The sequence below is a fragment of the Stenotrophomonas sepilia genome, from assembly GCF_003244875.1.
Lineage (GTDB): Bacteria > Pseudomonadota > Gammaproteobacteria > Xanthomonadales > Xanthomonadaceae > Stenotrophomonas > Stenotrophomonas sepilia.
The window spans coordinates 17,137-39,337 of sequence record NZ_LXXZ01000026.1; the positions used below are offsets into that span (position 1 = coordinate 17,137).

The 22,201-nt window shown below is 65.1% G+C and carries 28 protein-coding genes and 1 pseudogene; 12 read left to right on the forward strand and 17 right to left on the reverse strand.

The features are described 5' to 3' along the window. The first annotated feature begins 42 nt into the window (after positions 1–42). A complete protein-coding gene (locus A7X97_RS21660; protein WP_143592539.1) occupies positions 43–891 on the forward strand; it encodes an SEL1-like repeat protein in 849 nt (282 codons plus the stop codon). 657 nt (positions 892–1,548) lie between these two features. Continuing rightward, positions 1,549–1,758, forward strand: a pseudogene (locus A7X97_RS02340) (SOS response-associated peptidase family protein); the annotation flags it as partial. 3 nt (positions 1,759–1,761) lie between these two features. Here the strand turns inward: A7X97_RS02340 and A7X97_RS02345 are convergent. From A7X97_RS02345 to A7X97_RS02380, 8 genes are read right to left on the reverse strand one after another with little or no spacing between them, the layout of a single operon-like run. Beyond that, a complete protein-coding gene (locus A7X97_RS02345) occupies positions 1,762–2,109 on the reverse strand; it encodes a tail fiber assembly protein (RefSeq protein ID WP_088497206.1) in 348 nt (115 codons plus the stop codon). Continuing rightward, the gene (locus tag A7X97_RS02350) at positions 2,099–2,932 is read right to left on the reverse strand and encodes a hypothetical protein (RefSeq protein WP_088497205.1); all 834 of its coding nucleotides are present in this window, start codon (positions 2,930–2,932) and stop codon (positions 2,099–2,101) included. Before A7X97_RS02350 ends, A7X97_RS02345 begins: the two co-directional genes overlap by 11 nt. Continuing rightward, the gene (locus A7X97_RS02355) at positions 2,932–3,795 is read right to left on the reverse strand and encodes a hypothetical protein (RefSeq protein ID WP_088497204.1); all 864 of its coding nucleotides are present in this window, start codon (positions 3,793–3,795) and stop codon (positions 2,932–2,934) included. Before A7X97_RS02355 ends, A7X97_RS02350 begins: the two co-directional genes overlap by 1 nt. Further along, positions 3,795–4,025, reverse strand: a complete 231-nt coding sequence (gene lysC / locus A7X97_RS02360) for an Rz1-like lysis system protein LysC (RefSeq protein WP_242015785.1) — start codon at positions 4,023–4,025, stop codon at positions 3,795–3,797. Before lysC ends, A7X97_RS02355 begins: the two co-directional genes overlap by 1 nt. A gap of 8 nt (positions 4,026–4,033) precedes the next feature. Next, positions 4,034–4,468 (reverse strand): hypothetical protein, encoded by a 435-nt coding sequence (locus tag A7X97_RS02365; protein WP_088497202.1) that lies wholly within the window; start codon positions 4,466–4,468, stop codon positions 4,034–4,036. After that, on the reverse strand, positions 4,455–4,697 hold the full coding sequence (locus tag A7X97_RS02370; RefSeq protein WP_111007564.1) for a hypothetical protein: 243 nt from the start codon (positions 4,695–4,697) through the stop codon (positions 4,455–4,457). The genes A7X97_RS02365 and A7X97_RS02370 overlap by 14 nt, the downstream gene beginning before the upstream one ends. Then, on the reverse strand, positions 4,694–5,011 hold the full coding sequence (locus tag A7X97_RS02375; RefSeq protein ID WP_005412901.1) for a hypothetical protein: 318 nt from the start codon (positions 5,009–5,011) through the stop codon (positions 4,694–4,696). Before A7X97_RS02375 ends, A7X97_RS02370 begins: the two co-directional genes overlap by 4 nt. Then, the gene (locus A7X97_RS02380; RefSeq protein WP_049404266.1) at positions 5,008–5,460 is read right to left on the reverse strand and encodes a lysozyme; all 453 of its coding nucleotides are present in this window, start codon (positions 5,458–5,460) and stop codon (positions 5,008–5,010) included. Before A7X97_RS02380 ends, A7X97_RS02375 begins: the two co-directional genes overlap by 4 nt. A gap of 118 nt (positions 5,461–5,578) precedes the next feature. Between A7X97_RS02380 and A7X97_RS02385 the strand changes: the two genes are divergently transcribed. The 4 genes from A7X97_RS02385 (at position 5,579) to A7X97_RS02400 (ending at position 7,276) form a co-directional block, all read left to right on the forward strand. Beyond that, a complete protein-coding gene (locus A7X97_RS02385) occupies positions 5,579–5,896 on the forward strand; it encodes a hypothetical protein (RefSeq protein ID WP_088497201.1) in 318 nt (105 codons plus the stop codon). A gap of 277 nt (positions 5,897–6,173) precedes the next feature. After that, positions 6,174–6,398, forward strand: coding sequence for a hypothetical protein (locus A7X97_RS02390; protein WP_111007565.1), 225 nt, complete (start codon positions 6,174–6,176; stop codon positions 6,396–6,398). A 94-nt stretch (positions 6,399–6,492) separates the two neighbouring features. Beyond that, on the forward strand, positions 6,493–6,981 hold the full coding sequence (locus tag A7X97_RS02395; protein ID WP_111007566.1) for a hypothetical protein: 489 nt from the start codon (positions 6,493–6,495) through the stop codon (positions 6,979–6,981). Between the two features lie 61 nt (positions 6,982–7,042). Further along, the gene (locus tag A7X97_RS02400; RefSeq protein ID WP_088497199.1) at positions 7,043–7,276 is read left to right on the forward strand and encodes a hypothetical protein; all 234 of its coding nucleotides are present in this window, start codon (positions 7,043–7,045) and stop codon (positions 7,274–7,276) included. Here A7X97_RS02400 and A7X97_RS02405 read toward each other — a convergent pair. Genes A7X97_RS02405 through A7X97_RS02420 form a run of 4 tightly spaced genes read right to left on the reverse strand, consistent with a single transcriptional unit; the run spans position 7,223 to position 11,468 of the window. After that, positions 7,223–9,379 carry a hypothetical protein gene (locus tag A7X97_RS02405; RefSeq protein ID WP_111007567.1) on the reverse strand — a complete coding sequence of 719 codons (2,157 nt, stop codon included), beginning with the start codon at positions 9,377–9,379 and terminating at the stop codon, positions 7,223–7,225. The two genes, A7X97_RS02400 and A7X97_RS02405, sit on opposite strands and share 54 nt — an antisense overlap. Further along, positions 9,379–10,632 carry a hypothetical protein gene (locus tag A7X97_RS02410; RefSeq protein ID WP_088497197.1) on the reverse strand — a complete coding sequence of 418 codons (1,254 nt, stop codon included), beginning with the start codon at positions 10,630–10,632 and terminating at the stop codon, positions 9,379–9,381. Before A7X97_RS02410 ends, A7X97_RS02405 begins: the two co-directional genes overlap by 1 nt. Next, positions 10,632–11,276: a hypothetical protein gene (locus A7X97_RS02415; RefSeq protein WP_088497196.1), complete on the reverse strand. Its 645-nt coding sequence runs from the start codon at positions 11,274–11,276 to the stop codon at positions 10,632–10,634. The genes A7X97_RS02410 and A7X97_RS02415 overlap by 1 nt, the downstream gene beginning before the upstream one ends. 3 nt (positions 11,277–11,279) lie before the next feature. After that, a complete protein-coding gene (locus A7X97_RS02420) occupies positions 11,280–11,468 on the reverse strand; it encodes a hypothetical protein (RefSeq protein ID WP_245884933.1) in 189 nt (62 codons plus the stop codon). Between the two features lie 280 nt (positions 11,469–11,748). On the opposite strand from A7X97_RS02420, the gene A7X97_RS02425 reads away from it, so the two are divergent. Then, a complete protein-coding gene (locus A7X97_RS02425) occupies positions 11,749–12,231 on the forward strand; it encodes a hypothetical protein (protein WP_088497195.1) in 483 nt (160 codons plus the stop codon). A 14-nt stretch (positions 12,232–12,245) separates the two neighbouring features. On the opposite strand, the gene A7X97_RS02430 is transcribed toward A7X97_RS02425, so the two are convergent. Next, positions 12,246–12,707 (reverse strand): methyltransferase family protein, encoded by a 462-nt coding sequence (locus A7X97_RS02430; RefSeq protein ID WP_088497214.1) that lies wholly within the window; start codon positions 12,705–12,707, stop codon positions 12,246–12,248. A 147-nt stretch (positions 12,708–12,854) separates the two neighbouring features. On the opposite strand from A7X97_RS02430, the gene A7X97_RS02435 reads away from it, so the two are divergent. Continuing rightward, entirely contained in the window at positions 12,855–14,876 is a 2,022-nt protein-coding gene (locus A7X97_RS02435) for an esterase/lipase family protein (protein ID WP_111007568.1), read from the forward strand. 17 nt (positions 14,877–14,893) lie between these two features. Here A7X97_RS02435 and A7X97_RS02440 read toward each other — a convergent pair whose 3' ends face one another. Continuing rightward, on the reverse strand, positions 14,894–16,117 hold the full coding sequence (locus tag A7X97_RS02440; RefSeq protein ID WP_245884935.1) for a cytochrome P450: 1,224 nt from the start codon (positions 16,115–16,117) through the stop codon (positions 14,894–14,896). 379 nt (positions 16,118–16,496) lie between these two features. On the opposite strand from A7X97_RS02440, the gene hchA reads away from it, so the two are divergent. The 3 genes from hchA (at position 16,497) to A7X97_RS02455 (ending at position 19,176) form a co-directional block, all read left to right on the forward strand. Then, the gene (gene hchA / locus A7X97_RS02445; protein WP_111007570.1) at positions 16,497–17,369 is read left to right on the forward strand and encodes a glyoxalase III HchA; all 873 of its coding nucleotides are present in this window, start codon (positions 16,497–16,499) and stop codon (positions 17,367–17,369) included. A 4-nt stretch (positions 17,370–17,373) separates the two neighbouring features. Beyond that, positions 17,374–18,078, forward strand: coding sequence for a PA1136 family autoinducer-binding transcriptional regulator (locus A7X97_RS02450; RefSeq protein ID WP_072168312.1), 705 nt, complete (start codon positions 17,374–17,376; stop codon positions 18,076–18,078). Positions 18,079–18,318: 240 nt separating this feature from the next. Further along, positions 18,319–19,176 (forward strand): endonuclease/exonuclease/phosphatase family protein, encoded by an 858-nt coding sequence (locus A7X97_RS02455; RefSeq protein WP_072168313.1) that lies wholly within the window; start codon positions 18,319–18,321, stop codon positions 19,174–19,176. A gap of 19 nt (positions 19,177–19,195) precedes the next feature. Here the strand turns inward: A7X97_RS02455 and A7X97_RS02460 are convergent, their stop codons facing one another. Next, positions 19,196–19,459, reverse strand: a complete 264-nt coding sequence (locus A7X97_RS02460; RefSeq protein ID WP_049414598.1) for a hypothetical protein — start codon at positions 19,457–19,459, stop codon at positions 19,196–19,198. 142 nt (positions 19,460–19,601) lie between these two features. Between A7X97_RS02460 and A7X97_RS02465 the strand changes: the two genes are divergently transcribed. After that, a complete protein-coding gene (locus A7X97_RS02465) occupies positions 19,602–19,979 on the forward strand; it encodes a VOC family protein (protein WP_005416164.1) in 378 nt (125 codons plus the stop codon). A 42-nt stretch (positions 19,980–20,021) separates the two neighbouring features. Here the strand turns inward: A7X97_RS02465 and A7X97_RS02470 are convergent, their stop codons facing one another. Both A7X97_RS02470 and A7X97_RS02475 read right to left on the reverse strand, forming a co-directional pair. After that, positions 20,022–21,443, reverse strand: a complete 1,422-nt coding sequence (locus A7X97_RS02470) for an efflux transporter outer membrane subunit (protein WP_111007571.1) — start codon at positions 21,441–21,443, stop codon at positions 20,022–20,024. Next, positions 21,437–22,174, reverse strand: coding sequence for an SDR family oxidoreductase (locus A7X97_RS02475; RefSeq protein WP_072168315.1), 738 nt, complete (start codon positions 22,172–22,174; stop codon positions 21,437–21,439). The genes A7X97_RS02470 and A7X97_RS02475 overlap by 7 nt, the downstream gene beginning before the upstream one ends. Positions 22,175–22,201 lie beyond the last annotated feature (27 nt).

Consider the following 22,201-nt stretch of genomic DNA (forward strand, 5'->3'; position numbering starts at 1 on the left):
TGGAGCGATCGTAACGTGCTTAAGAGGAGCTAAGGAAATCGCATGAGAACCGGCCTGTCTGTTCTTTTAGGTGCGCTACTAGGTGCGCTGCTCATCATTGGCATCGGGATATGGTTTTCAGAAAGCCGAGCGGAGTCCAGTGCAGTCCCGCCGGCTGCAGTGCAACGTGCAGCCCAACCACCCAGACAGGCCGAACGCCGCCCTCTGACTACCCAGCGGGTTAATGGGACAAGCAACAACTACGTCGTGATGCCCGGACGTGCGATTGATGTCGAAGCACAACTGAGGAACTCCGCCACTGCCGGCGACGCGGATGCCGCTTTCAAAATCTACCTCAAGCTAAACCAATGCTCTGATTCCATTGTCAATGGGGTTAGTGAGCAGGAACTTGCCATGTACCGCAAGGCTGGTGTTGACACCAAAACCCTTGAATCAATGGCTTCCAAACTTCGGTCTGACTGTGAGGGGGCACAGCAGTTAATTGCCGAACGCGGACGGTGGCTGGACAAAGCAGCCTCGGGAGGTCTTGAAGAAGCCCAAAAGCTATTCGCTGCCGATCCTAGCGCAATTCTTGGGACAAGTGACGTAACCAAGATTGATCCAGCAGCCGCGGACGCTTACGCAGAACGGAGCGAAGGATACATGACAGCCCTAGCGCGGACAGGGGACGTTGACGCCATGCTCTCACTATCACTGATGTACAAGGCAAGCGAGTTTACCCCGCGGGATCCGGTGCGATCAGCCGCCTATCGCTTGGCTGCTGAAGGGGTCGCACCTCTACAGATTAGACCTCAGCCGATTGAAATGACCATGAGGGGATTGAGCTCCCGGGAACAGGCTGAGGTGACACGATTGGCCAGAGAGATTCAGTCTCTGTGCTGCAAGAACTAGGCACGTCTTGCCTAGGGCGTCCTCGCCCCATCCAACGCAGGGATGAAGGTGGACGGAACTTTTCAATCAGAAGGATATGATTGTGATCAAAAAGACCCTAGCCTTAGCTTGTGTGTTTGTCTCGGGAATCGGCGCAGGCATCGCCGGCAACTACGTCTTCGGAACACCTGAATTGTATGGTCCATTTGTGTGCCAGGACTGCACACTCCGAACTCCCGCGCCAGACGCGGGGTCAAGAGCATATATCGACTATACAGACAATTGGCTCAACGACGGGCCCAATTACACTCGACTGACTGGCGACAAGTTCGTCGTGTGCAACGCGACACACTGTGCGACTTATACGCGCACTGCGAGTGGAGACTATATGGGAAGCCCTGCGGTGCCCCAAGACATGGGAACTGGCAGCGGAGGCGACGGCAACGACGGTGGCGGTGCCGCAGGCGGAAATGGCGGGATGGATACTCCCGGCAGCAACTGGGGCAACGAGCCACCAACATGCGGCAGGACCCACTGCAGCGGCACAGTAACCGTTGGCGGCTAACCAAGCTGACCAAAGCGATGGGTCTGCGGCAGACCCATCGCATCAGTTCATGATCCTGTAGGCTAGAGATTCTCGCCTCTCACATCGAGCTCAGTATTTTCTGACACGATACAAACAGCAGCGGCGTCTCGGCCGACATCCACGACCGCATGCCGGTGTGGCTGCAGGCCAGTCAGATCGATGAGTGGATGGCCGCCAGCCCCGACGATGCCATAGCCATGCTGCTTGCCAGCGAGCCGCCGGCGATGGAGGCCTACCGGGTCAGCCGCGCGGTGAACACGCCTCGCAACAACCACGAAGATCTGCTGCAGCAGGTCGCCTAGCGATCAGGGATAGACAGCGCCCTCTCCAGAGCTGGCCGTGCCGTCCCTGATGGTGGGTAGCGTCGGCCACGGCACGTCGGGGAATCCTGGGAGGCTGGGCAAATCTCGCAGCGCCTGTCGGTAGGTCTGATAGGCGGCCTTCTCCAGCGCCGTCAGCGAAGCATCAGCCATCTGGGTCCAGTCAGTCGCGCGAAGGCGCCTACTCCGCTCGGTCCGCATCTGGTCAGCACGTATCCGAACAAGCAGGACATCAGGAATCTGAGTAACCTGCTGCTCGCCAGGCAACAGGGGCGCCCCTTTTTCAATCGCCCGATAGCCGGATTCGGATATAGCGTAGAACTCACCGCTCATAGGAATACCCCATTACACGGATGTATGCGCCAGTTCCTGCTGACGGGGTTGCGCTCAGCCGATATGAGATCGCCTGGCTTGAATCGACAGGGTGTCCGTCCATGCGGCTTACCGAAACCTGCGTGGATGACTCGGTGTAGCCGAGGAAATTGTTACTTGCCAATGCGGTCACAGGCATCTCTGAGTTGCCTGTAAATAGCGACGCTCCAGAGGCATCGAGGCTGATAATGAGTGTTGCTGCTACCGAAGTTACCGGGATGGTCGCGCTCAGGCTGACCGTGGTAGTTGTTGTCTGGGTCCCCGCATTCAGAGAAAGGTCCCGAATCGCAAGGTACGCAACATAGCCATTGCTGACGTTGTGCTTGAACTTAGCAATGGTGCCCGATGGGTCTGTCCGGAAGCTCCCGATGTACCGGCGCGAGGTGTCGCTAGTCTTGGTGCGGGCGGTGCCGCTGTAGGGGGTATCCGGCGCTGTGGTAGTCACCTCCACATCAGGCGTTCCGGCATTGCTGTAGAGGTAGGCGTGATACCAGGTGTTGGCGGCGAGCGTCGGCGTCTTCGTGACAGCCGCAGCGAGTGCCAGCGCTCGCCCCAGCGACGGGATGTATGCCGAGCCACTGGTGAAGCGCATCTGCGTGCCCGATACCCACTCCATCTTCAGGCCATCGATGTAGCCCGACGGGATCGGCTGACCGGTCATCGGCGTGACCAGGCCGGTGTCATCCTTGTACGACGGGATGCCTGTGTCGCTGACGAACAGCGTCACCTTGTTGGTGGCGGGAGTGGGGATCAGCGACGCCAGCCGCTTGAACATGGTCAGCATTACGAAACCTCCACCAGCGCGCCGTCCAGAACGATGCTGGACCCGTCGCCGAGGTTGATGGGGAGAGTGAACAGCGCCTGCTGATTCAGTGGCACTTGGAATGATTGCCCGTCAGGGATGTTGTAGGGCACAAAGCCCCCACCTGAAGCAGTCACGACGGTCCATGCGCCGCTCTGGCGGGCGTACTGTTGGCCGTCCGTCGGCGCCTCGGGGAAATACTTGTTGGTGCTGCCAGCAGGGAGGTCATCCGTGGTAGCCGACTGAGTGCCAGACACCCTGCCCTTTGTGTCCCGGGTGATCTTGACCAGCGCGGCACCTACGCCCGAGTTGGCGAGGTCGGCCAGCGAGATCGTTGGCAGACCAGCTGCGGCATCCCCGTTGGCCACGCCAATCTGGCTGGCGGTCCCCGTGATTGTGGCCGGCCGTGTTCCGGTCACCCTGCCCTTTCCGTCGCGCGTGACCGCCAGGAGCGTGCCAGTACCCGAGTTCGCGACGTCCTCCAGCCCGATCGTCGGGTTCCCTGCATCGCCGTCAGGGTTGGCGATGTCGATGCCAGTACCTTCCTGCAGCGTCCGCAGCGCCCAATCGCCGTTGCTCTGCCTCGCGGCGAAGCCGGCGCCGATCAGCGCTGCCAGCTTCTGGATGTTGGACGGGACTTCGCGGATCAGCTTCCAGATGGTCGAGGCGATGCTGCTAGGGCCGCCGCTACTGCCGCCGGTGGGGTTGATCACCTGCGCCGCAGTCAGGATCTGGCCATCGGGCCCACGCAGATTGACGCCTACCTGGGCGCCATTGGTCGCGTCGGGGTCGACATCAACGAAGCCGCGGGGATTCTGGTGCAGCGGGACGCGCTTCTTGCCCATTACCGCCCCAGCGCGCGGATCTCGCCCATGCGGGTGTTGCAGTCCTGCAAGGCGACCAGGTTGGCGTTGTACGCGCTGACCACCGCCTCGATTGTGCGCGATGCTGCCCGGGTTGCCGGGCACGGCTGCGTCAGCCGGTCATCGACCGGGACCAGCTTCTCCACGGTCACATGGACCTTTTCGGGCAGCTTCGGCCGCTCGGGCTGGTGCGCGCAGCCGGTCAGCAGCATGGCGGCGATCAGAGCAAGGGAATGGAATCGCAAAGCTGCATCTCCAGTTGGGACCGGCATGCCGGCGTGGTCTTGGCGGCCTGCAGCGCCTTCTCGGCGGCGGTGGCCCGGCGCTGACCCTCAGCCGCTGCCGCTTCAGCCCGGCTGGCTGCTGCAGCGGATGCCTTGCGCGCCGCCTCGGCAGCGTCGATCGATGCCTGGGTCTGCCGGTTGACCTCCTGCAGGAGCTGGCCGGCGGCGTTGGCCGCGCGCAGGTTCTCGGCCGCCTCGGCGCGCGCGCCATCGAGCTGGCGTTGTACCGCGCTGATCTGCTCCCGGTCGGCCGCAGCTTGGCGATCCTCGCCGCGCTGGCAGCCGGCCACGTACAGACCTCCGGCCAGTAGGCACCACAGGCCAAGGCGGATCAGCTTCGCGTAGGGTGCCAGCGGGTCAGGGATCAGCATGGCGCGCCGCCTTCGCCTTCTGTTTGAAGCTGGTGGCCACCGGTACCAGGAACGCCGACCCCACGGCCAGCACGCCCATGCCGATCAACGCCCACTCTGGGAATGCGTTCTGGGCTCGCTCGGGCATCAGCGCATAGGCGCCAAGGCCGGCCGTCGCGGCCGCCGAAAGGATCGCCAGCCAGGTGCTGGCGCGACCGGCCACGCCCTGCCAGTTGAATCGGTCCTTCACTTCAGCCCCCTGAGCTGCTTCAGCTCCTTGATGTCCTGCTTGTTCTGCTCGACCTGCACGGCCTGCTTGGCCAGTTCGAGCTTCAGCGCCGGCACGTCGGCCAGCTGCGTGTTGAAGGTCTGCAGCTGCTGCTGCACCGTCGCCATCTGCTGGTTCGTGACCTGCTGCTGCGTCAGCACGGCCTGCATGGAGCTGATCAGCCAGTAGCCGCCGGCGATCATGAAGCTGGCGAAAGCGCCAACGATCCATTTCTCGACCGGGCCGAGTGAAATACGGGTGCGGCCGTCCTGGCTCGGCTGGGCTTCCATGCTCATGCGCTCCCGCCCTGGCCTTCGAACACGCGGCGCTCATCGGCTCGGCGGTTGGACAGACCCTGCATGACCCTGCCGTTTGCCCTGTTCCAGCGCGGAAACTGAGCCGCAGCCCCTGCTACATCGCCGGCGTTGAACAGCTTCAGCAGGGTCGAGCTGCGGAATGCCGAGACGCCGATGTTGTAGGCCAGGCTGACCATCGCCCCCAGTTGCCGGTCGGTTGCCGGCCGTCGCAGCGCCGAACGCACGCCCTTGGCGAACCGGTCCAGATCGAGGGCCAGCCGGTCGTCGGCCTGCTTCTGGCTCCAACGGACGCCCTTTTCGATGCCAGGACCGGTGGCGCCGTAGCCGATGGTCCATGGCGCTCCGCCGGTGGCAGGGTCGGGGTATGCCTCCAAGCGGCACCCCTCCCACTTCTTCACCAGCTGTACCGCATATGCCAGGGCGCTCATGCCCGCTCCCCCGTGTGTGATGGGGCCATGCTGCCGGGGCTGGCGGGGGCTTCAACGGAGGCGCTAGGATTCAGCCAGGCCTCGGATTGGCCGCGGCCCAAACGGAGCAGGGGAAAGCATGAAGACGTTCTGGATTACTTTTCGCATTGCCGACCATGTGGCTGGCGGAAGGAGCTACGAAGCACGCTACGACGCGCTAAGCGACGCCGTGCACAGGCACGCAGGCACCCACTGGTGGGCCGAGCCAACTTCCTTTTGGCTCGTGAATAGCGAATCGAGCCAAGGCCAGATCGCCGCCAGCATTAAGCAGGCGATCAACACTGGCGTAGACCTGGCTGTGATCGGCACTGTCGATTACAAGGGGATAACCGTGATCGGCAATGCAGAGAAACTGGACGACCTGAAAGCGCTTGTACCCGACATCCGCCAGGCCTAATTGCGAAAACGCTTGATGAAGTAGCTGGAATGCACGTCCACAGGCACACCGAGGACGCGCGCTAACCACATCACAAGTTTCACTTTCATCGGTGCCTCTCCTCTCGGTAGGAGAGGTCACCCTACCCCCGCACCGGGCGGCTTCAACGGAGGCGGTTAGGAGGGCGGGCGGTAAAATGGAGATGAGATACCAGACCTGCCCATGATCTATTTACCACCACTACTGCTACTGGGGCTGTCCGATCTCACCCACTATTTCACTACCGATGAGAAGCCAAATGACCAAAGATGAACTTGCGCTAGCAAAGGAGATTTTCGTAGCTGCTGCTGCGAGAGTCGCCACTCACCATACCGCGATCATTGATTTCCCGGCGATAGCGGCAAAATCCATCGAAGCCGCCTGCGCATTCACGAAGGTATCGGCCGAAACTGCCAAACAGGGTGCCTACCCGAAGGGCTTTGACGTTGTGGCAGCAGTCCGCGGGACTGGGAAAGACGCTTGATTCCGCGGACGTCCGCTCGGCCCCATCCGCATTCGTTGGTCAGTGCTACGATGCGATGGGCCCTGGATTGGCCGGGGCTGCCAAGGAGATGGTGATGAGCTACTCGCTTGATGCGTTTGAATATCGGGATTTCGGCGAGCTGGAGCCTGGTACGGTCTTCGCAGACGAACGGGGGCGCTGGTACATGGCAGCCCGGCTGTTAGGGCGCAATGAGACCATGGCCCTGCGCTTGGACAGCGGCGAGCATGACAATGGGATTGGCGATCTGATCGCAAACGTCAGTGAGCGTGTTTTTGCCGTGGCAAAGCCTTATGGCACTTCGATCTACGTCGATGACCTCTTTGATCTTAGGAGATCAACCAGCGGTCCCTTCCCAGGCTGCATAATGCTTGCCTCACCCTTGGCCATCTTCGGGTTTGGCCATGAGCGACGCATGATCGGCCTAAACGGCTACGAAATCGACGAGGGGTCTGTTCATCGTGAGCGTGCCCGGTATCTGAAGTGGTCGGTTTGGCTGGTCGATGCTGACCGCAAGAAGGTCGGCGATTCACCACTGGTTAGCGTCGACGCGAGCCAGCAGTGAGCCCTGCACCGGCCAGCCCAGCGGCCGGTGCTACTATCCGCCCACCATCCGAGGCCGCGCCATGACCGACCAGACCGAAGACCGATTCAAGGGGACCGGCCAGTTCCACCCGGAGAAGACCTGGGCGAAGCTCGATCGTGAGGCCAAGGACCGAGCGTTCGAAGCAAAGTATCCGACCAAGTGGTGGCATAGCCTTTACTTCACGACGTGGGGGCTGGCTGCGATCGGACTGATTGCGTTCTCAGTCATCGGCCTGTTGATCTGGCTGTTCAGCGCTCCCTTCGCTCCACGCTGAGAGTTGGTCGGCTACATCCGAAACGCTTTCGTCTCCACCCTCTGAGGCCATCCTTTTCAGGACGTTGATCTGAGCTGGCAGCGCGCCGACGGGGATGTCGGTGCTCTTGGCCAGCCACCTGACAAACGTCGGGTTGGTCATCGCCCTGGCCAGACTGTTGGCCGCTGCGCCGCCCCCAACCGCCAGCCCAGCAGCACCAAGCTGGCCTGTGATAAGAAGGCCACCTATGGTCGCCGGATATGCAAGGGCCGCACCGCGGTTCACCGTTCCGCTTGGGTTTCGATACACCTCCGACCCTGTCTTGATTCGGTCCGCCACACGCGCGATCTTGTCCATGTCCTCGCTGAAGCTGGTGCCATAGCGGCCGAACAGCGTCCGACGCGCTTCGGGGCTCAGGTCGCTCCAGTTCTTCAAAAAGGTGTTCGGGCTGAAGGCATCACCCGCTGCGTTCTGCGCTCCCGAGTTGGCCAGGCCCATCCGCTTGATCACGGCAGCGCTGACCGCCTTCTGACCATCCTCCGGCAGTGAGCGCATCACCGCGCGCAGCGTCGTCGCACCGTCCTTCGTGCCCGACATGGCCGCCTGGAACACCTTTTCGGGGCCGCCGTTCTTGTCGACCACGCGCTCCAGCGTTTCCAGCCGATCGGCCGACGCCTTGAAGTAGTTGTTGGCACGGCGGACCGCGGCGACCGCGCTCGGCCCCTGTGCCTGAGCGGCAGCCTCCAGGTCCTGAGACAAGGAGCCGTAAAGGCGCTTCAGCTGTGCCGTCGGCCGATCAGTGGACAGCGAGAAATCAGACAGCTCCTCACCGATCTGGCTGCGAATCCGCTTCACGGCCTCATAGGGGATGCCAGCGAGACCGGCCTGCTGCGCTGCTGCTACGTCTTGGGTCAGGTTGTCGGCCATCTGCTGGATCTTGGGGCTGATCTGGGCGCCGGTGGTGGCTTCAGCGCCTGCAATGGGCGTAGTGAGGTCGGCAAGCGCCCGCTGGGTGTTCGATACACCGATCGGCGTGTCGCTGGGAATGTGCTGGTCAGCCTGCCAGTAGAGCGCCTTGCGCATGGCGTTCGTGTTCTTGGAGAACGTCTGGACACCGCGCTCGATCGCACGGCCAGCACGCTCGCCGCTGATGTTCCTGGCTAGCTGGTTGCTGACATCTGCCAAGCCGCTACCGATCTGCTCGTTCTGCGCCTCGGCAAAGCGGCGCATCACGCCGCCGCTGGTGGGCGTCCCACTCAGTACGCTCTCGACGCCCTGACGTGCCCAGCTGCCGGTTCCTTGACCCACAGAGGGCGTTGCTCCGAGCACGTCAAAATCCCGAATGGCATCACCGAGCGCTTGTCGGTTCGCCTCGCCTCCTCGGAAAGCGCCACGCAAGGCCGCCGGCGCACCAGCAGTGATTGATGCGGGCGCCAAGCCACCCAGCACGCCCGCAACAGTCTGGCCGAGCGCGCCCGCTCCGCTCTCCCTGGCCAACGAGCTAGCACCAGCGCCGGTGGCAGCGCTGGCCGTCTGCAGGATCGGCTGGGCCGTCAGCACCTCGGCCGCCCGCTCGCCCAGAGTCGGCGCAAGCTGTGGTGCGGGCGCAGCGCGAGTCAAGGTCGGTGCCAGGGCACGGCTCGCGCCGAGCGCGCCGCCGGCGCCCAGCGTCAGGCCGGTACCGGTCAGTGCCTCGCCCACGTCGCCGAGGACGCGGTCGCCGGAGGTCTGCGCTTTGGGCAGCCCGAGGGCGTCGCCCAGCGTCGCGGCGTTGTCGCGGAAGCTGGCCACGGGGCGGCCAGTGATCTTGGTCTCCAGCGCGCCGAGGGCGTCGCCACCGACCGCACCCAGAAGGCTGCCAACGCCCTGCAGCACCGAACGAGCTCCGAACGCCAGATCGCGCGGGATACCTGCCTTCCAGCCGTCAGCCTGCCGCCCATCGGCGGTGCTGGAAACGCTGCCGGTGACTTCGGAGAAGTCCGGCGGCAGGGCCTGGACGGTCCCGAGGGTCGGGATGTCCTGGTACTCCGTCCAAGGGCCAGCGTCCTCGGCCACCTGCGGCGCGCGCGGCGCAGGCTTGGCCTGCAGCTGCTGATACTCCTCCCACGGCAGCGGACCGGCCATCAGATCTTCTCCCACGCGTTTCGGTCGGCGGGATTGCCGCCACGGAAGCGGTAGCCGTTGCGCACAGTCCCTGGCGCCGGGCCACCTTGGGCCGGCAGGCCAGGGCCGCGAGCAGCGGGCGGATCGCCGAGCGTCCCACCGAAGCTCCTCGGCTCAACTCCAGGCGTGCTGGAGCGCCCGTAGTTTGCGTTGATGATGTCCTGCTTGCGGGTCTGCAGCTCAACCGCCTGACGGTTGAACTTGGCAAGCCTTGCGAGCGCGGCAGCCGCAGTCCTGGGATCATTGGCAGACATCAACTCATTCGCGGCACGCTGTGCGTCACCCTCGGTCTGGACACCCTTGTTGAGGCGCAGCGACTCGTTGACGATCTTGGTCAGGTCCGACTTCCATTCGTTCAGCGCCACGTCGCCTTCGGTAGCCACACCCAAGCCAGTGCGCCCCCATGCGAGAGCGGCGTTCTGCGGGCTGATCTTCAGCGTGCCGTCGGCCAAGCGCGCAGCGTTCTTCTGGATGATGTCATTGAGGACGGCCGTGCCGCCCAAGGCGTCTTCCACGGCCAACAGGTCCTTCAACGCACCCACCGGCAGCGGCTTGCCGCTGTCCCCAAGCGTGCCGGCAGACTTGCCGCTAGGGTTCCACTGGCCGCTGCGCTCCAGCCCGAACTTCGCCGCGTCGATGCCGGCCGCCTGCCGGGTGCGCGCCGCGCTGGCGTTGGAGTTGTTGGCGCTTGCGTAGCTCGATGCAGCCGAGGCATTGCGCTGTCCGATTGCGGCCTCGCCCAGGGGGGTCACGTTGACGGTCTGGTCCGACTGCGCATAGGGGTTATAGGCCACGTCGCCGGCGATCTTGGTCATCTCCAGCGGCTTGGTCGTGAGGCCGAGAGATGCGGCGCCGGCCCCGGCTAGGTCACCCAGCGTCGCGCGGTCGTACACGGCCTGGCGCATGATCGCGTCCTGACCCTCGCCGAGCGTCTTCAGGCTCACTTCCGGGTTGGACAAGAGCGCGGCGGTGAGAAACTCGTTCCTCGCTCCGAGGTCCCCTCCGAGAACACGGCCGAGCAGGTCTGGGTTATCAAGGGCCTGTCGCTTGGCCACATTTTGCTCGCCAAGCACAGCCTTCGAACGCGCCTGACGAGCCTCCTGCAGCGCCTGTTCGACCTGATAGTTCCGGCCCAGCTGATCCGTGTAGGTATCGCGCGTGTTGCCGAACAGCGCGACGCCGAGGGCCTGACCGGCCTGGTATGGATTGGCCATCAGGCATACCCCGTGGTGAGTGGATCGTAGGACCCGTAGAAGTTGGCGCCTGCTCGTGGGGCTGCCGCGGCGAATCCGCCGCCGCCTCCAGCCATCGCGCCGCCGGCGGAAGTGGCAAGGCCGGCCAGCAGATCGACTTCGGGCCGCCGGCGGATCTGCCGCAGGCGCAACTGGTCGATGAACTGTTGGCCGCGGCTCGCGCGCGCCTCCATGTCCAAGTCCGTTGCCAGCTTCCCGTACCCGAATGCCTCCTGCTGCCGCTGCAGCTGTGGCGCGTCGATGCGCGACATCAGCCCCGCAGTCGTGGCAGCGGCGTTGTCCGCGCCGGCGCGCGCGGCGCCGGCATCAGCCTGGAAGGTCGCGCCGCCGATCGGGCTGTTCAAGCCAGACAGGGCCTGCCTCTGGCCGCGCTGCAGCTGCTGCATGTACTGCCCCAGCCGCTGGGCTCGGTCATCCGCCGCTGTGCTGGTCTCCAGCTGGGCGATCTCGTCGTTGACGCGGCGGTCAGCGTCCTGCTGGCGGCGCGACTGATTCAGCAGGCCCTGCGCAGTCGCCTCGTCCTGCTTGCGCTCAACGCGCTGCGTTTCTGCTTGCTGCGCCGCCGTGCCGGCCAGAGCGATCGCGATGGGAATGAACTGGCCCATGAGTTACCCGCCGTATGCGGCACCGCCGCCGTAGAGGTTGAAATTCGCGTCCCGATTCGCCTGGCGCCGCGCCGCTTCCTCCCGGCGGTTCTTCACGAACCCGCCGATGGTCGCGAACTGGTCGCCCAGCTGCTCGCCGAAGGTCTGAGACTTGGCGTTCTCGAAGTTGGAGCGCAGCCCGGCCGCCGCCATTGAACCCGCCAAGGCTGCCTAGAGTGGGGGTATTGCTGGGGGTATCGGTTTCGGACACCAGCACCAACCAACATAACCATCAACAACTTACGTTCACATTGCGGTAGGGCCCACCTCCACCATCTGTAAGGCCTGTCGAGGCCGCAAGAAGCCGGATCTCCCGTCAACTGGGGTTCCGGCTTTTTTGTGCCTGCACGTCGCGCAGGAGGTGTGGCGCATAATCGGGATGACACCTCCAACACAGCAGTCCCTCCATCCGCGACCGCCAGAAGGATCTGCCATGAAAGCCCCCCTCGCGATGTCCCTGCTCCTCACCGCGCTCGCCGCAGCCCCAGCCACGCACGCCGCAGCCCCGGCCATCGCGCCGCCCGGCATCGCCACGCTGGAGGCGCTGCTGGCCTGCAAGGCAGGCTCGGATTTCAGTGCGGCCGACGCCATCGATGCGCTGCAGGCGGCCGGCCTGGCCAAGAAGCCGGGCGGCACGTTCGAGCCGGAGGACAAGCCGGTCGCGCTGTTTGGTGGCACGGTCAGCAGTGCCGATGTGAACGTGGCCGAAGGCGAGAAAGGCCTCTTCGTGTACTTGAACGGCGTCGATCCCAAGCGCCTGGCCAGGGCCTGGTCGATGACCGAGGTCAACGAGCATGCCAATACCGAGGAACCTTCCTACGTGAAGCGCATCGACAAGCGCCACACCCTGCACGTGATCGCGGGTGACGATTACGAGGGCTATTCGGCGGCGGTGAAGTGCCAGATCAGCCGCTGATGGCGTAGCCGACGCTACAGCCAGCGTGGCACGCGATGACGGTACTGCGCGTACGCCTCGGGAAAGCGGACCATCAGTGCCCGCTCCTCCGGCAGGATCTGCAGCCAAGTGATGTACGCCAGGAACAGCGGCACCACCAGCAGCGCGATCAGGTTCTGCAGGTACACCATGGCACCAAACAGGACCAGCGCCTGGCCGAGATACATCGGGTTTCGGGTGCGGCGACAGATTCCGCTGGTAACCAGCGCGCTCGACGCCGAAGGTCGCAGAGGATTGACGGTGGTACCGGCGCGTCGGAAAGAGATCTTGGGCAGCAAGTTGAGCACGACACCCAGCGTCACCGTCACCCCTGCCAGCAGAACCGGCACCGGCACCCGAAGGTGCAAACCCGGCCACAGCCAGCGTGCTGCAAAGCCCATAGCGGCGAACAGCAGCATTACCACGGGCGGGGGAATACGGGTTTCCAGCCAGACCATCGCGATCACCGTGTCCTTTCCATTGGCCGCAGTGTCACACGGGAATGGCTGAATCGCCCCAAGCGGCCAGGCGCAAACCGACCCGTCCGGTCTATTCCGCTTTGACAGGCCGGCCGCTAGAGTGGCGCCACCGCGCAGGAGGATCGCATGGCTACCACGGGCTTGGGCTTCATCGGCCGCACGACCCTCATCATCACCGTGCTGCTCACCCTGGGCGGCTGCGCGACGCTGCGCCAGTTCGGGCCGTCGGTGCAGGTTGCCTCAGTCACGCCCGGCCAGTACATCGCGCTCAAGCGCGGTGACATCCTGACCTCCGGCAAGCTCAGCGCGGCGACCATTGAGACCCTGCGCGTGGCCGGGCTCGATGAGGGCGTCTGTGCCAAGCCCGGCCTGCCCTGCATCGAGGCGATGGAAGGCAGCATCGTGGTGCGCGAGGAAGACAAGCGCTCCAGCCTGGCCGAGCTGTGGCTGCAGTATGCGATGACCCTGCCGGCGCCAAAGCGCGAGTACTCGGCATCCGGCCGCGCCAAGACCGCAGTCACCGAGCTGGATGCCGACTTCCAGCCACGCCTCGATGCGTGGATGCAGGTCGCGCGCCAGGCCTATGCCTATCTGTTCTTCACCGAGCGCACCGCCAACCAGCGTGGTTTCGAAGACCGCCAGACCCAGGTGCGCGACTACTACAACCTGGCGGTGCAGGAAGCCTCGGTGCAGCTGTACAACGCGTATGCCACCGGGCGCGTGCACGGCCAGGCCAGCCATTTCCAGCTGGGCCGCTGGACCTTCGTGCTGGCCCCTTCAGACCAAGCATCGGCGCTGGACCAGCGTTCCCCCAGCGAGCTGGTACCCGCCGCCTCGCTGTCGTTCACCGGTACGCTGCGCAGCGTGCATCGCCGCGATGGCTTCGGTGCCGAGCTGGTGGCGGTGATGGAGGACCCGGCCGGCAGCACGGCCACCACGCTTCGGGCAGCGGCGCAGGCAACGCAGGCCAGCACTTCGGCCACGCAGAGCTGGAGCGAGATGCCCTCGCCATCGATGACGGTGCTGCTGCGCTTCTCGGGGACAAACCTGTGGGAGGTGCTGCACGATGACGAGCCGGAGCTGGAGATCCACGATCCCTACCAGGTTTCGGAAGTGACCCTGCACGGCCAGCAGGTGCCACTGGCGGCCAACTTCACTGCCGGCTATGCGCTGTGGCTGGCCCGCTCCAACTTCAGCCGACAGTCGCTGCGCACGCTGTTCGGCGGCAAGGGCGGCATCGACACGCCGCATCTGTACATGATGCAGCCCTATGACCCGAACCGCCGCGTGCTGCTGATGATCCATGGCCTGGCCAGCAGTCCGGAAGCCTGGGTCAACGTGGCCAACGAACTGCTGCGCGACGACGAGATCCGCCGGGACTTCCAGGTCTGGCAGTTCTATTACCCGACCAACATGCCCATCGCGATGAGCCACGATGCGATGCGCCACACGCTGGCTGAAGTGTTCAAGCACTTCGACCCCAGCGGCAAGGCGCAGGCCTCGCATGACATGGTGCTGGTGGGGCACAGCATGGGCGGGGTCATCGCACGGTTGATGATCTCCTCCTCCGGCGACCACCTGGTCGACACCCTGCTGGCCACCGCGCAGATGACGCCCGCCCAGCGCGAACTGCTGCGCACCAAAGGCGCACCGGTGCTGACCTTCCTGCCGGAACCGGAAGTGTCCCGCGTGGTGTTCATCGCCACGCCGCATCGCGGCACCGACGTGGCGGGCACCCGCCTCGGCCGATGGATCGGCCGGCTGGTGCGGTTGCCACTGACCGTGCTGGAAGACGTCGCCACCATTGCCAACGATGGCCAGATCGACCGCAATGACGGCAAGCACGGCTACCAGATGAACAGCATCCAGAACCTGGACAAGGACGACCCGTTCGTCCGCGCCGTGGCTGACCTGCCGATGTCACCGAAGGTGCACTACCACTCGATCATCGCCCGCGCCAAGGCCGATGGCCCACTTGAGAAGACCGATGACGGGCTGGTGCCCTACTGGAGTTCACACCTGCCGCACGCGGATTCGGAGAAGGTGATCGTGTCCGGACACAGCGTGCAGGAAGCTACGCCGGCCATCGTCGAGCTGCGGCGGATCCTGCATGAGGACATGCAGGCACACGGGCGAACGGGAAAGTAAGCCGCCGTCCCGACAGATCAGGCACCGGCCGTACGCCGCGAGAACGTGCCATGCAGCGCCGCCGGAATCGCAAAGCCCTCCATGCGCACCTCGGGCCGATAGTCGGCGCTGGGGGTGAAGCGGAACTCGCGTGCCAGCAGCGCGCACAGCAGTACCAGCTGTGCATTGCCGACCGCCGACCCCACGCAGGAACGCGTTGGGAAGCCGTAAGGCACATAGATGCCGGCGGTACGCTTGCGCCGTTCGGGCAACCAGCGATCAGGATCGAACTGCAGCGGGTCATCCCAGTACTTCGCCGAGCGGTGCTGGATGAACGAACTCAACTCGAACACTGTGCCTTCGGCGATGGCCTCCCCTTCCACCTGCAGATCGCAGGCGGCCACCCGGCGGTTGTTGAAGGGCGTGGAGTACAGCCGCATCACTTCCTTCAGGAAGCGCATCGTGCAGGGAATCCTGGCGATCGGCAGCGCATGGATCTCCGCATCCGAGAGCGGCGCGAATTCCTCCTCGATGCGCTGGCGCCAGTGTGGATGCATCTGCATCGCCAACAGCAGGCAGGCGGCCATCATGCCGGGCACGCCGGAAATGGCGATCAGCTGCACGGTGACCAGGTAGGTGACCTTGTCCAGGCCGATGCGCTCTCGCAGGCTCAGCAATGACTGCGCGTAGTCCAGCGCCGAACGTCCGCTGCGGACCCGGCGCTTGAGTTCGGCGGCGATCGCCCGTGATTCGGCACGGCCGATGAGGAAGTTGCGCAGCAGGTGGCGCCGATGGATGACCTGCTCGACCTGGGTGGTGTAGCGCAGATGCAGGGCGCGTTCGATGGCTGCGGTGCCGCGTGCGTCGAGCCCATCGATCACCAGTGGCACCAGCGGATGCGCCATCACCTTCCACACGGCTGGCGTGGCATCCAGCTCGCGCCCGCACAGTGCGTCCAATGCCTGCCGCATGCGCGACTGCAACGCCTCCAGAGTCTGTGCACTGGTGAGTTCAGCACTGCGCGTGGCAATCAGGCTGCGCACTTCGGTCCAGCGCACGCGTTCGTGCCGGCGGAACAGGTCGGCCAGCGACTCGACCACGAACAGGTGCTCGGAATTCTCCTTATCGACCTTGCCGGCCAGTTCCGGGCAGAACACCCCGATTCCACCGGTTTCCAGCTTCAGCACAGGCCCTTCGCGCTCCACGCGCGCAGCCAGGCGCTCGGCAGCAATGGCGCTGCCTTCATTCGACATCCCTTGCATGCAGTGCGTCTCCGGCAGGAAGGGACTCGAAAGACGAGTCCCTTCGTCTTGCTACCGCTCAATCGCGGGTTTGGCCCGCAGGATCAGAATTCGACCCACAGAGGCCAGGTATTCCACACGCTGCTCTTTTCGTTCGGATGAATATTCAGAGTGACGCGCAATGCTCGGGCGAATCTTTTCATTTTCATTCCTTTGCTTGCTGTGTGGTTATGCCGGGATTATCCCGGCACCGGCTAGATAACACGACATAATCCCGCTGTCCAACCGGCCGGGTGGCGCACTGCAGCATCCTGGTTGCGGCCGATTGAGGGGAATCCCTCATCGCGCCTGCGCGTCCGGCCTCCTATGCTGGGCTCACTTTCCCCCAACGGAGGTCTGCATGAACACGCAAGAGTCCAGCCGCCAGCCCAGCCCCGATCCGGCCGAGCGCGATGCCTTCTTCCCGTCGCCGTATTCGCTCTCGCAGTTCACCTCGCCCAAGAGCGACCTGTCCGGCGCCGACTATCCGGATGCGCGCCGCGATGGTCGCTGGAAGGTGCTGATGATCGCCGCCGACGAGCGCTATCTGCCGACCGCCAATGGCCACCTGTTCTCCACCGGTAACCATCCGGTGGAAACCCTGCTGCCGATGTACCACCTGGACAAGGCCGGCTTCGACATCGACGTGGCGACGCTGTCCGGCAACCCCGTCAAGTTCGAATGGTGGGCCTTCCCACACGAGGACCGCGAGATCGGCACCCTGTACGAACGCTACCAGGCACGCTTCCGCCAGCCGTTGCAGCTGGACCAGGTGGTGGCCGGCCTGGGCACCGATTCGGACTACGCCGCTGTCTTCATTCCCGGTGGGCACGGCGCGTTGATCGGCCTCCCGGAAAGCCGCGCTGTGAAGGCCACCTTGCAGTGGGCCATGGCCGAGCAGCGCCACATCATCACCCTCTGCCATGGCCCGGCGGCGCTGCTGGCAGCGGGCGTCGACGAAGCCGAGGGTGACTCGTTGTTCCGTGGCTACCGCATCTGCGCCTTCCCCGACGCAATGGACCGGCAGACACCGGAGATCGGCTACATGCCCGGGCAGCTGCGTTGGTTCTTCGGCGAACGACTGGCCCAGCAGGGCGTGCAGATCGTCAATGAGGGCATCGATGGCAGCGTGCTGCAGGATCGCCTGCTGCTGACCGGCGACAGCCCGCTGGCCGGCAATGCGTTGGGCAAGCTGGCCGCGCGTACGCTGCTCGATGCACTGGCGGGGCGCTGAGCCCATGCCTGCGCTGGTGCCCGCGCTGCTGGAACTGGAACAGGCTCGGTCATTGCCTGCGGTGGGCGGCGTGCTGCGCGCCGCCGCCTCACCCTTGGGCTACGACCGCCTGTTGGTGTTTGCCACCGGAACCGGGCTGGAGCGCGGCGCACAGCGCGTGTACTGGATCGAAGGTGACTGGTTCGGTGACGGCAGCGATACCGCACTCGCCCGCTACCTGCATGCCTGCCCGGTCAACCGTCATGTGCTGGACAGCACTGCGCCGTTCTTCTGGAGCAAGCGCCAGGGCGTGCGCGGCGAACGCTATCAGGTGGTGAAGCAGCCGCGCGGCGATGGCCTGCATGGGCTGCAGGTTCCGGTGTTCGGCCCGACCGGTCTGGAGGGTGCGGTCAGTTTTGCCGGCACCTCGATTGATGCATCCGCCAGCGCGCGTGTGCTGCTGGACATGGTCGGCACCTCCGCCTTCCGTGCGGCGCGGCGTCTGGCCGAAGCGCCGGCCGACATCCGCGCGGGCGCGCTGAGCGCACGCGAACGCGAGGTGCTGCGCTGGGTCGCCGCTGGACGGCGCCAGGCAGAGATAGCGGCCACGCTGGGGCTGTCTGCGCGCACCGTTGAGAACCACCTGCGGCGAGCACGGCAACGACTTGGCGTGGCCACCACCGCTCAGGCAGTGCGCGCGGCAGGCCGCCGTGGCGAGATTGAAGACTGATCAGGATGGAGACACTTCCTGCTGCCTGATCAGCGTGCTGCATACGCGCTGGGCATCTGCGCGATTGCAGAAGGCAGGCGACGGGATGAGCTACGACCCGTGATCGCCGGTGCGCGGTCCACCGGGTGGGACGTTCATCGCCCGCCCGGCATCCGCGAGCCACCCATCCCTGCATAACGCTGTCCGCGCATTCGTGGCATGCTCTGTGAAACCGTTTTCATGGAATGGAGGGATTCCACGATGTTGTCGCGTTTCCGTCGCCCCGTACTCTGTGCCCTGCTGGCGCTTGCCCTGCCTGCGACCAGCGCCTGGGCCGCAGCCCCTGCGCCGTTGAAGGTGATGTCGTTCAATGTGCGCACCCCGGCCGATACCGAGCCCGGCAAGCGCTGGCCCGATCGTCGCGATGCGATGGTGAAGGTCATCCTCGATGCGCACCCGGCGGTGATCGGTACCCAGGAGCTGGTGCAGGAGCAGGCCGATTACCTTGCCCAGCACCTGCCCGGCTACCGCTGGTTCGGCGAGGGCCGCCGCGGCGGCAGCGGCGACGAGCACATGGGCGTGTTCTACGACAGCAAGGTGCTGGCGATCGAGGAATCAGGCAACTTCTGGCTGTCTGATACGCCCGATGTGCCCGGCAGCATCACCTGGGGCAACCTGTATCCACGCATGGTCACCTGGGCGCTGTTCCGCCGCATCGATGACGGCCGCCGCTTCTATTTCATGGATACCCACCTGCCCTACCGCGACGAGGACGAACCACGACGGGTGAAAGGTGCCGAGCTGATCGGCAGGCGCGTGGCCGGCCTGCCGGCCGACCTGCCGGTGGTGCTGACCGGTGACTTCAACAGCGAACCCGGCGGCGACACCTACAAGGCATTCACCCGCGTATTGCACGACACCCGTACCCAGGTGAAGACACCGCAGGGCCCGCGACTGACCTTCCACGATTTCACTGGCAAGGCCACCGCGCAGCTGGACTGGGTGCTGGTGCGCGGTTTCCACGCGCGCAGCTTCCTGACCGATGACCGCCGCATCGATGGCGTGCTGCCATCGGATCATTTCCCGCTGGTGGTCGAACTGGACTGGCCACAGCACTGACCCCGCACGGCAGCCGCAGCTACAGCGGCGGCTGCCGCGACAGCAGGCGATACAGGGCCTGATGCTGATCGCGCGCCTGGCAGATGCGGGCCCCTATCGCCAGGAACACGGCGACGCCGATCAGGCCCAGCCCCAGCATCGAATCCTGCAGGCGCAGGAAACCGACCGCTGCGGCCATCGTCGCCAGCACCAGCAGCACCACGACCGCCACTGACAGACCCGCACCCGGTGGACCCGGATCGCCGAACAACATCCGTTGGGTATCCCGCCTTCCGTCCGCCATTGCCTGTCCTCCCGAGTGCCTGACCCACTAGTTACACGGCGAGCCCGCAATCCGGCAGAGTCAGAAACGTCACGAAGGTGAAGACGTACGCGAAATGCACCGCGCTACCCTGCCGCGTACCCCTCGAACTGCGGAGCAGCACATGGCACACCAGAGCCGGCTGGCAGGATTCATCATCGACTGCCAGGACCTTCCCGCCGACGAAGGCGCCCGTTTCTGGGCCGCCGCGCTCGGCCTGCAGGCACAGGCGGCGCGTGCCGAAGGGGGCGCCGAGTATGCCGACCTGCTGGGCGCACCGGCGGGCCTGGACGTTGAAGTCCAGCGGGTCGATCACCCGTCACGGGTGCATCTGGACATCGAGAGCGACGACATCGATGCCGAAGCCGACCGCCTGGAGAAGCTCGGCGCGCGACGGATAGGCTTCGTCAAGCGCTGGTGGGTAATGGAAGCACCGACCGGCCATCGCTTCTGCATCGTGCGCATGCGCGAGCGCGAGGTGCCGGCCAATCAGTGGCCCTGAAAGAGTAAGGGGACGGAAGCCACGGCCTCCGTCCCCCCGGAGTCACTGCACCTGCGCCACGCTCGGTTGCTGCGGTGATTGCCCCCAGCCTCCGAGCGCCTTGTACACGCCCACCACGCTGACATTGACCTCGGACTCGGCCGCCGCCAACGCATCATCGGCTGCCAGCTGCGTGCGCTGCGCATCCAGCAGTGTCAGGAAGTCCTCCGAGCCCTCGCGATAGCGGATCTGAGCCAGCGATTCGGCACGCCGTGCCGCCTGCGCCTGCTCGACCACGATCGCCAACCGTGCCTGCTGCTTGGAATAGCGGGTCAGTGCGTTCTCGGTGTCTTCCAGGGCCAGCAGTACCGCCTGCTCATACTGCGCGGCCACGCCTTCGGCTTCAGCCTTGCTGGCACGCAGGCGTGCACGCACGGTGCCGAAGTCGAATGCCGCCCAGCTCAGCGATGGGGTCAGCGACCAGGCCTTGTTGTTGCCATTGACCAGGCCGCTGGCATCGCCACCGAGGAACCCGACGAAGCCGGACAGCGACAACCGCGGGAACAGGTCCGCCGTGGCCACGCCCACGCGTGCGGTCGCAGCCGCCAGGCGACGCTCGGCCACGCGCACGTCGGCACGCTGGCGCAGCAGTTCGCGGGTATCGCCCAGCGGCAGTGCCTTGGCGAAGGCCGGTACGTCGTGCGGCGCGAGCATGTCAGTCAGCACTTCCGGGCGCTGGCCGAGCAGCACGGCCAGCCGGTTGCGCGACTGCGCCTCGGCCACTTCCAGCAACGGGATGTCAGCCTCGATCGCCTTCAGGCGGGCACGGCTGCTCTGCACATCCAGCTCGCTGCCTGCGCCCAGCTCCCAGCGCGCCTCAGTCAGCTTCTGCGTATCGCGCAGGTTTTCCAGCGTGTGCTGGGCCACCGCGATGCGCTTCTGCGTACCACGCAGCTCGAAGTAATTGCGTGCCACTTCAGCGGCGACCAGGACCTGCGCATCGGCCAGGTTGGCCTGCTCGGCACCGAGGTCGGCGCGCGCGGCTTCAGCAGCACGGCGCTTGCGGCCGAACAGATCCAGCTCCCAGCCGGCGTCGAAGCCGAGCTGGTAGCTTTCACTGAACACCCGCTGCCCACCCAGCTGCGGATCGGGTTGCTTGCGGCGGTCGTAGCTGCCGCCAGCGGTGACGTGCGGAGCCTGGTCGAGGCGGCTTTCCACGAACACCGCGCGGGCCTGGCTGACGCGGGCCACGGCCACGCGAAGGTCCAGGTTGTCCGACAGTGCGCCGTGCACCAGCTGTTCCAGCACCGGATCATCGAACTGCGCCCACCAGCTGGCGACCGGCGAAGCGGTACTGAACACCGGCTGCTGTGCACCCTGCAGGACCACCGGTTCCTGCACCGGGGCCTTGTAGTTCGGGCCGACGCTGACACAGCCCGCCAGCACCAGGCTGGAGACGGCCATCGCCAACGTGCGGATCACCATGGCAGCACCTCGCCCAGGTAGGTGAAGCTGCCGTTCGGGCCTTCATGGCCGATCAGCGCCATCTGCACGCTGGAGCGCGCGCCTTCGGCGATTTCGATTTCGCCGTGGCCGCCGTTCATGTCGGTCTTCACGTAGCCCGGGTGCACGGTGTTGACCTTGATCGGCGTGTTGCGCAGTTCGTGCGCCAGTGCCAGGGTCCAGCTGTTCACAGCGGCCTTGGAGGCGTTGTAGGCCGGAACCTTCATGTCGTAGATGCCCGACGCCGGATCGGCATGCAGGGTCTGCGAACCGAGGATGCTCGAGACATTGACGATGCGGCCTGCCTTGGCCTGCTGCAGCAGCGGCAGGAAGGCCTGGGTCACCGCGACCAGTGCGTAGACGTTGGTCTCGAAGGTGCGGCGCCAGGTGTCCAACGACTGCTCCGACGGCCGCTGCGCCGGATTTTCCAGCAACACGCCCGCATTGTTGACCAGGATGTCGAGGCGGCCGTGGCGCTCGCGCACCTGCTGCACCGCCTCGGCGATGCTGGCGCTGTCGGTGACGTCCAGCTGCAGTGCTTCCACCGGCAGGCCCTCGGCCTGCAGCTTCAGCGCCTGCTCCACGGCGGCCTCACGCTTGCGCCCGGCCAGCAGCGTATGCACGCCGTTGCTGGCCAGCTGGCGTACCGTTTCGGCGCCGATGCCACGGGTGGCGCCGGTAACCAGTGCGATCTTGTTCTGATGGGAGTTCATGGAGTCATGCCTTGATGAGGGGGAAAA

What these genes read in the sequence shown, in the direction of transcription:
- A7X97_RS21660 (WP_143592539.1), top strand. Translation starts at nt 43, where the DNA reads ATGAGAACCGGCCTGTCTGTTCTTTTAGGTGCGCTACTAGGTGCGCTG.
- A7X97_RS02345 (WP_088497206.1), bottom strand. Translation starts at nt 2,109, where the DNA reads ATGAGCGGTGAGTTCTACGCTATATCCGAATCCGGCTATCGGGCGATT.
- A7X97_RS02350 (WP_088497205.1), bottom strand. Translation starts at nt 2,932, where the DNA reads ATGCTGACCATGTTCAAGCGGCTGGCGTCGCTGATCCCCACTCCCGCC.
- A7X97_RS02355 (WP_088497204.1), bottom strand. Translation starts at nt 3,795, where the DNA reads ATGGGCAAGAAGCGCGTCCCGCTGCACCAGAATCCCCGCGGCTTCGTT.
- lysC (WP_242015785.1), bottom strand. Translation starts at nt 4,025, where the DNA reads ATGCTGCTGACCGGCTGCGCGCACCAGCCCGAGCGGCCGAAGCTGCCC.
- A7X97_RS02365 (WP_088497202.1), bottom strand. Translation starts at nt 4,468, where the DNA reads ATGCTGATCCCTGACCCGCTGGCACCCTACGCGAAGCTGATCCGCCTT.
- A7X97_RS02375 (WP_005412901.1), bottom strand. Translation starts at nt 5,011, where the DNA reads ATGAGCATGGAAGCCCAGCCGAGCCAGGACGGCCGCACCCGTATTTCA.
- A7X97_RS02380 (WP_049404266.1), bottom strand. Translation starts at nt 5,460, where the DNA reads ATGAGCGCCCTGGCATATGCGGTACAGCTGGTGAAGAAGTGGGAGGGG.
- A7X97_RS02385 (WP_088497201.1), top strand. Translation starts at nt 5,579, where the DNA reads ATGAAGACGTTCTGGATTACTTTTCGCATTGCCGACCATGTGGCTGGC.
- A7X97_RS02390 (WP_111007565.1), top strand. Translation starts at nt 6,174, where the DNA reads ATGACCAAAGATGAACTTGCGCTAGCAAAGGAGATTTTCGTAGCTGCT.
- A7X97_RS02395 (WP_111007566.1), top strand. Translation starts at nt 6,493, where the DNA reads ATGAGCTACTCGCTTGATGCGTTTGAATATCGGGATTTCGGCGAGCTG.
- A7X97_RS02400 (WP_088497199.1), top strand. Translation starts at nt 7,043, where the DNA reads ATGACCGACCAGACCGAAGACCGATTCAAGGGGACCGGCCAGTTCCAC.
- A7X97_RS02405 (WP_111007567.1), bottom strand. Translation starts at nt 9,379, where the DNA reads ATGGCCGGTCCGCTGCCGTGGGAGGAGTATCAGCAGCTGCAGGCCAAG.
- A7X97_RS02410 (WP_088497197.1), bottom strand. Translation starts at nt 10,632, where the DNA reads ATGGCCAATCCATACCAGGCCGGTCAGGCCCTCGGCGTCGCGCTGTTC.
- A7X97_RS02415 (WP_088497196.1), bottom strand. Translation starts at nt 11,276, where the DNA reads ATGGGCCAGTTCATTCCCATCGCGATCGCTCTGGCCGGCACGGCGGCG.
- A7X97_RS02420 (WP_245884933.1), bottom strand. Translation starts at nt 11,468, where the DNA reads ATGGCGGCGGCCGGGCTGCGCTCCAACTTCGAGAACGCCAAGTCTCAG.
- A7X97_RS02425 (WP_088497195.1), top strand. Translation starts at nt 11,749, where the DNA reads ATGAAAGCCCCCCTCGCGATGTCCCTGCTCCTCACCGCGCTCGCCGCA.
- A7X97_RS02430 (WP_088497214.1), bottom strand. Translation starts at nt 12,707, where the DNA reads ATGGTCTGGCTGGAAACCCGTATTCCCCCGCCCGTGGTAATGCTGCTG.
- A7X97_RS02435 (WP_111007568.1), top strand. Translation starts at nt 12,855, where the DNA reads ATGGCTACCACGGGCTTGGGCTTCATCGGCCGCACGACCCTCATCATC.
- A7X97_RS02440 (WP_245884935.1), bottom strand. Translation starts at nt 16,117, where the DNA reads ATGCAAGGGATGTCGAATGAAGGCAGCGCCATTGCTGCCGAGCGCCTG.
- hchA (WP_111007570.1), top strand. Translation starts at nt 16,497, where the DNA reads ATGAACACGCAAGAGTCCAGCCGCCAGCCCAGCCCCGATCCGGCCGAG.
- A7X97_RS02450 (WP_072168312.1), top strand. Translation starts at nt 17,374, where the DNA reads ATGCCTGCGCTGGTGCCCGCGCTGCTGGAACTGGAACAGGCTCGGTCA.
- A7X97_RS02455 (WP_072168313.1), top strand. Translation starts at nt 18,319, where the DNA reads ATGTTGTCGCGTTTCCGTCGCCCCGTACTCTGTGCCCTGCTGGCGCTT.
- A7X97_RS02460 (WP_049414598.1), bottom strand. Translation starts at nt 19,459, where the DNA reads ATGGCGGACGGAAGGCGGGATACCCAACGGATGTTGTTCGGCGATCCG.
- A7X97_RS02465 (WP_005416164.1), top strand. Translation starts at nt 19,602, where the DNA reads ATGGCACACCAGAGCCGGCTGGCAGGATTCATCATCGACTGCCAGGAC.
- A7X97_RS02470 (WP_111007571.1), bottom strand. Translation starts at nt 21,443, where the DNA reads ATGGTGATCCGCACGTTGGCGATGGCCGTCTCCAGCCTGGTGCTGGCG.
- A7X97_RS02475 (WP_072168315.1), bottom strand. Translation starts at nt 22,174, where the DNA reads ATGAACTCCCATCAGAACAAGATCGCACTGGTTACCGGCGCCACCCGT.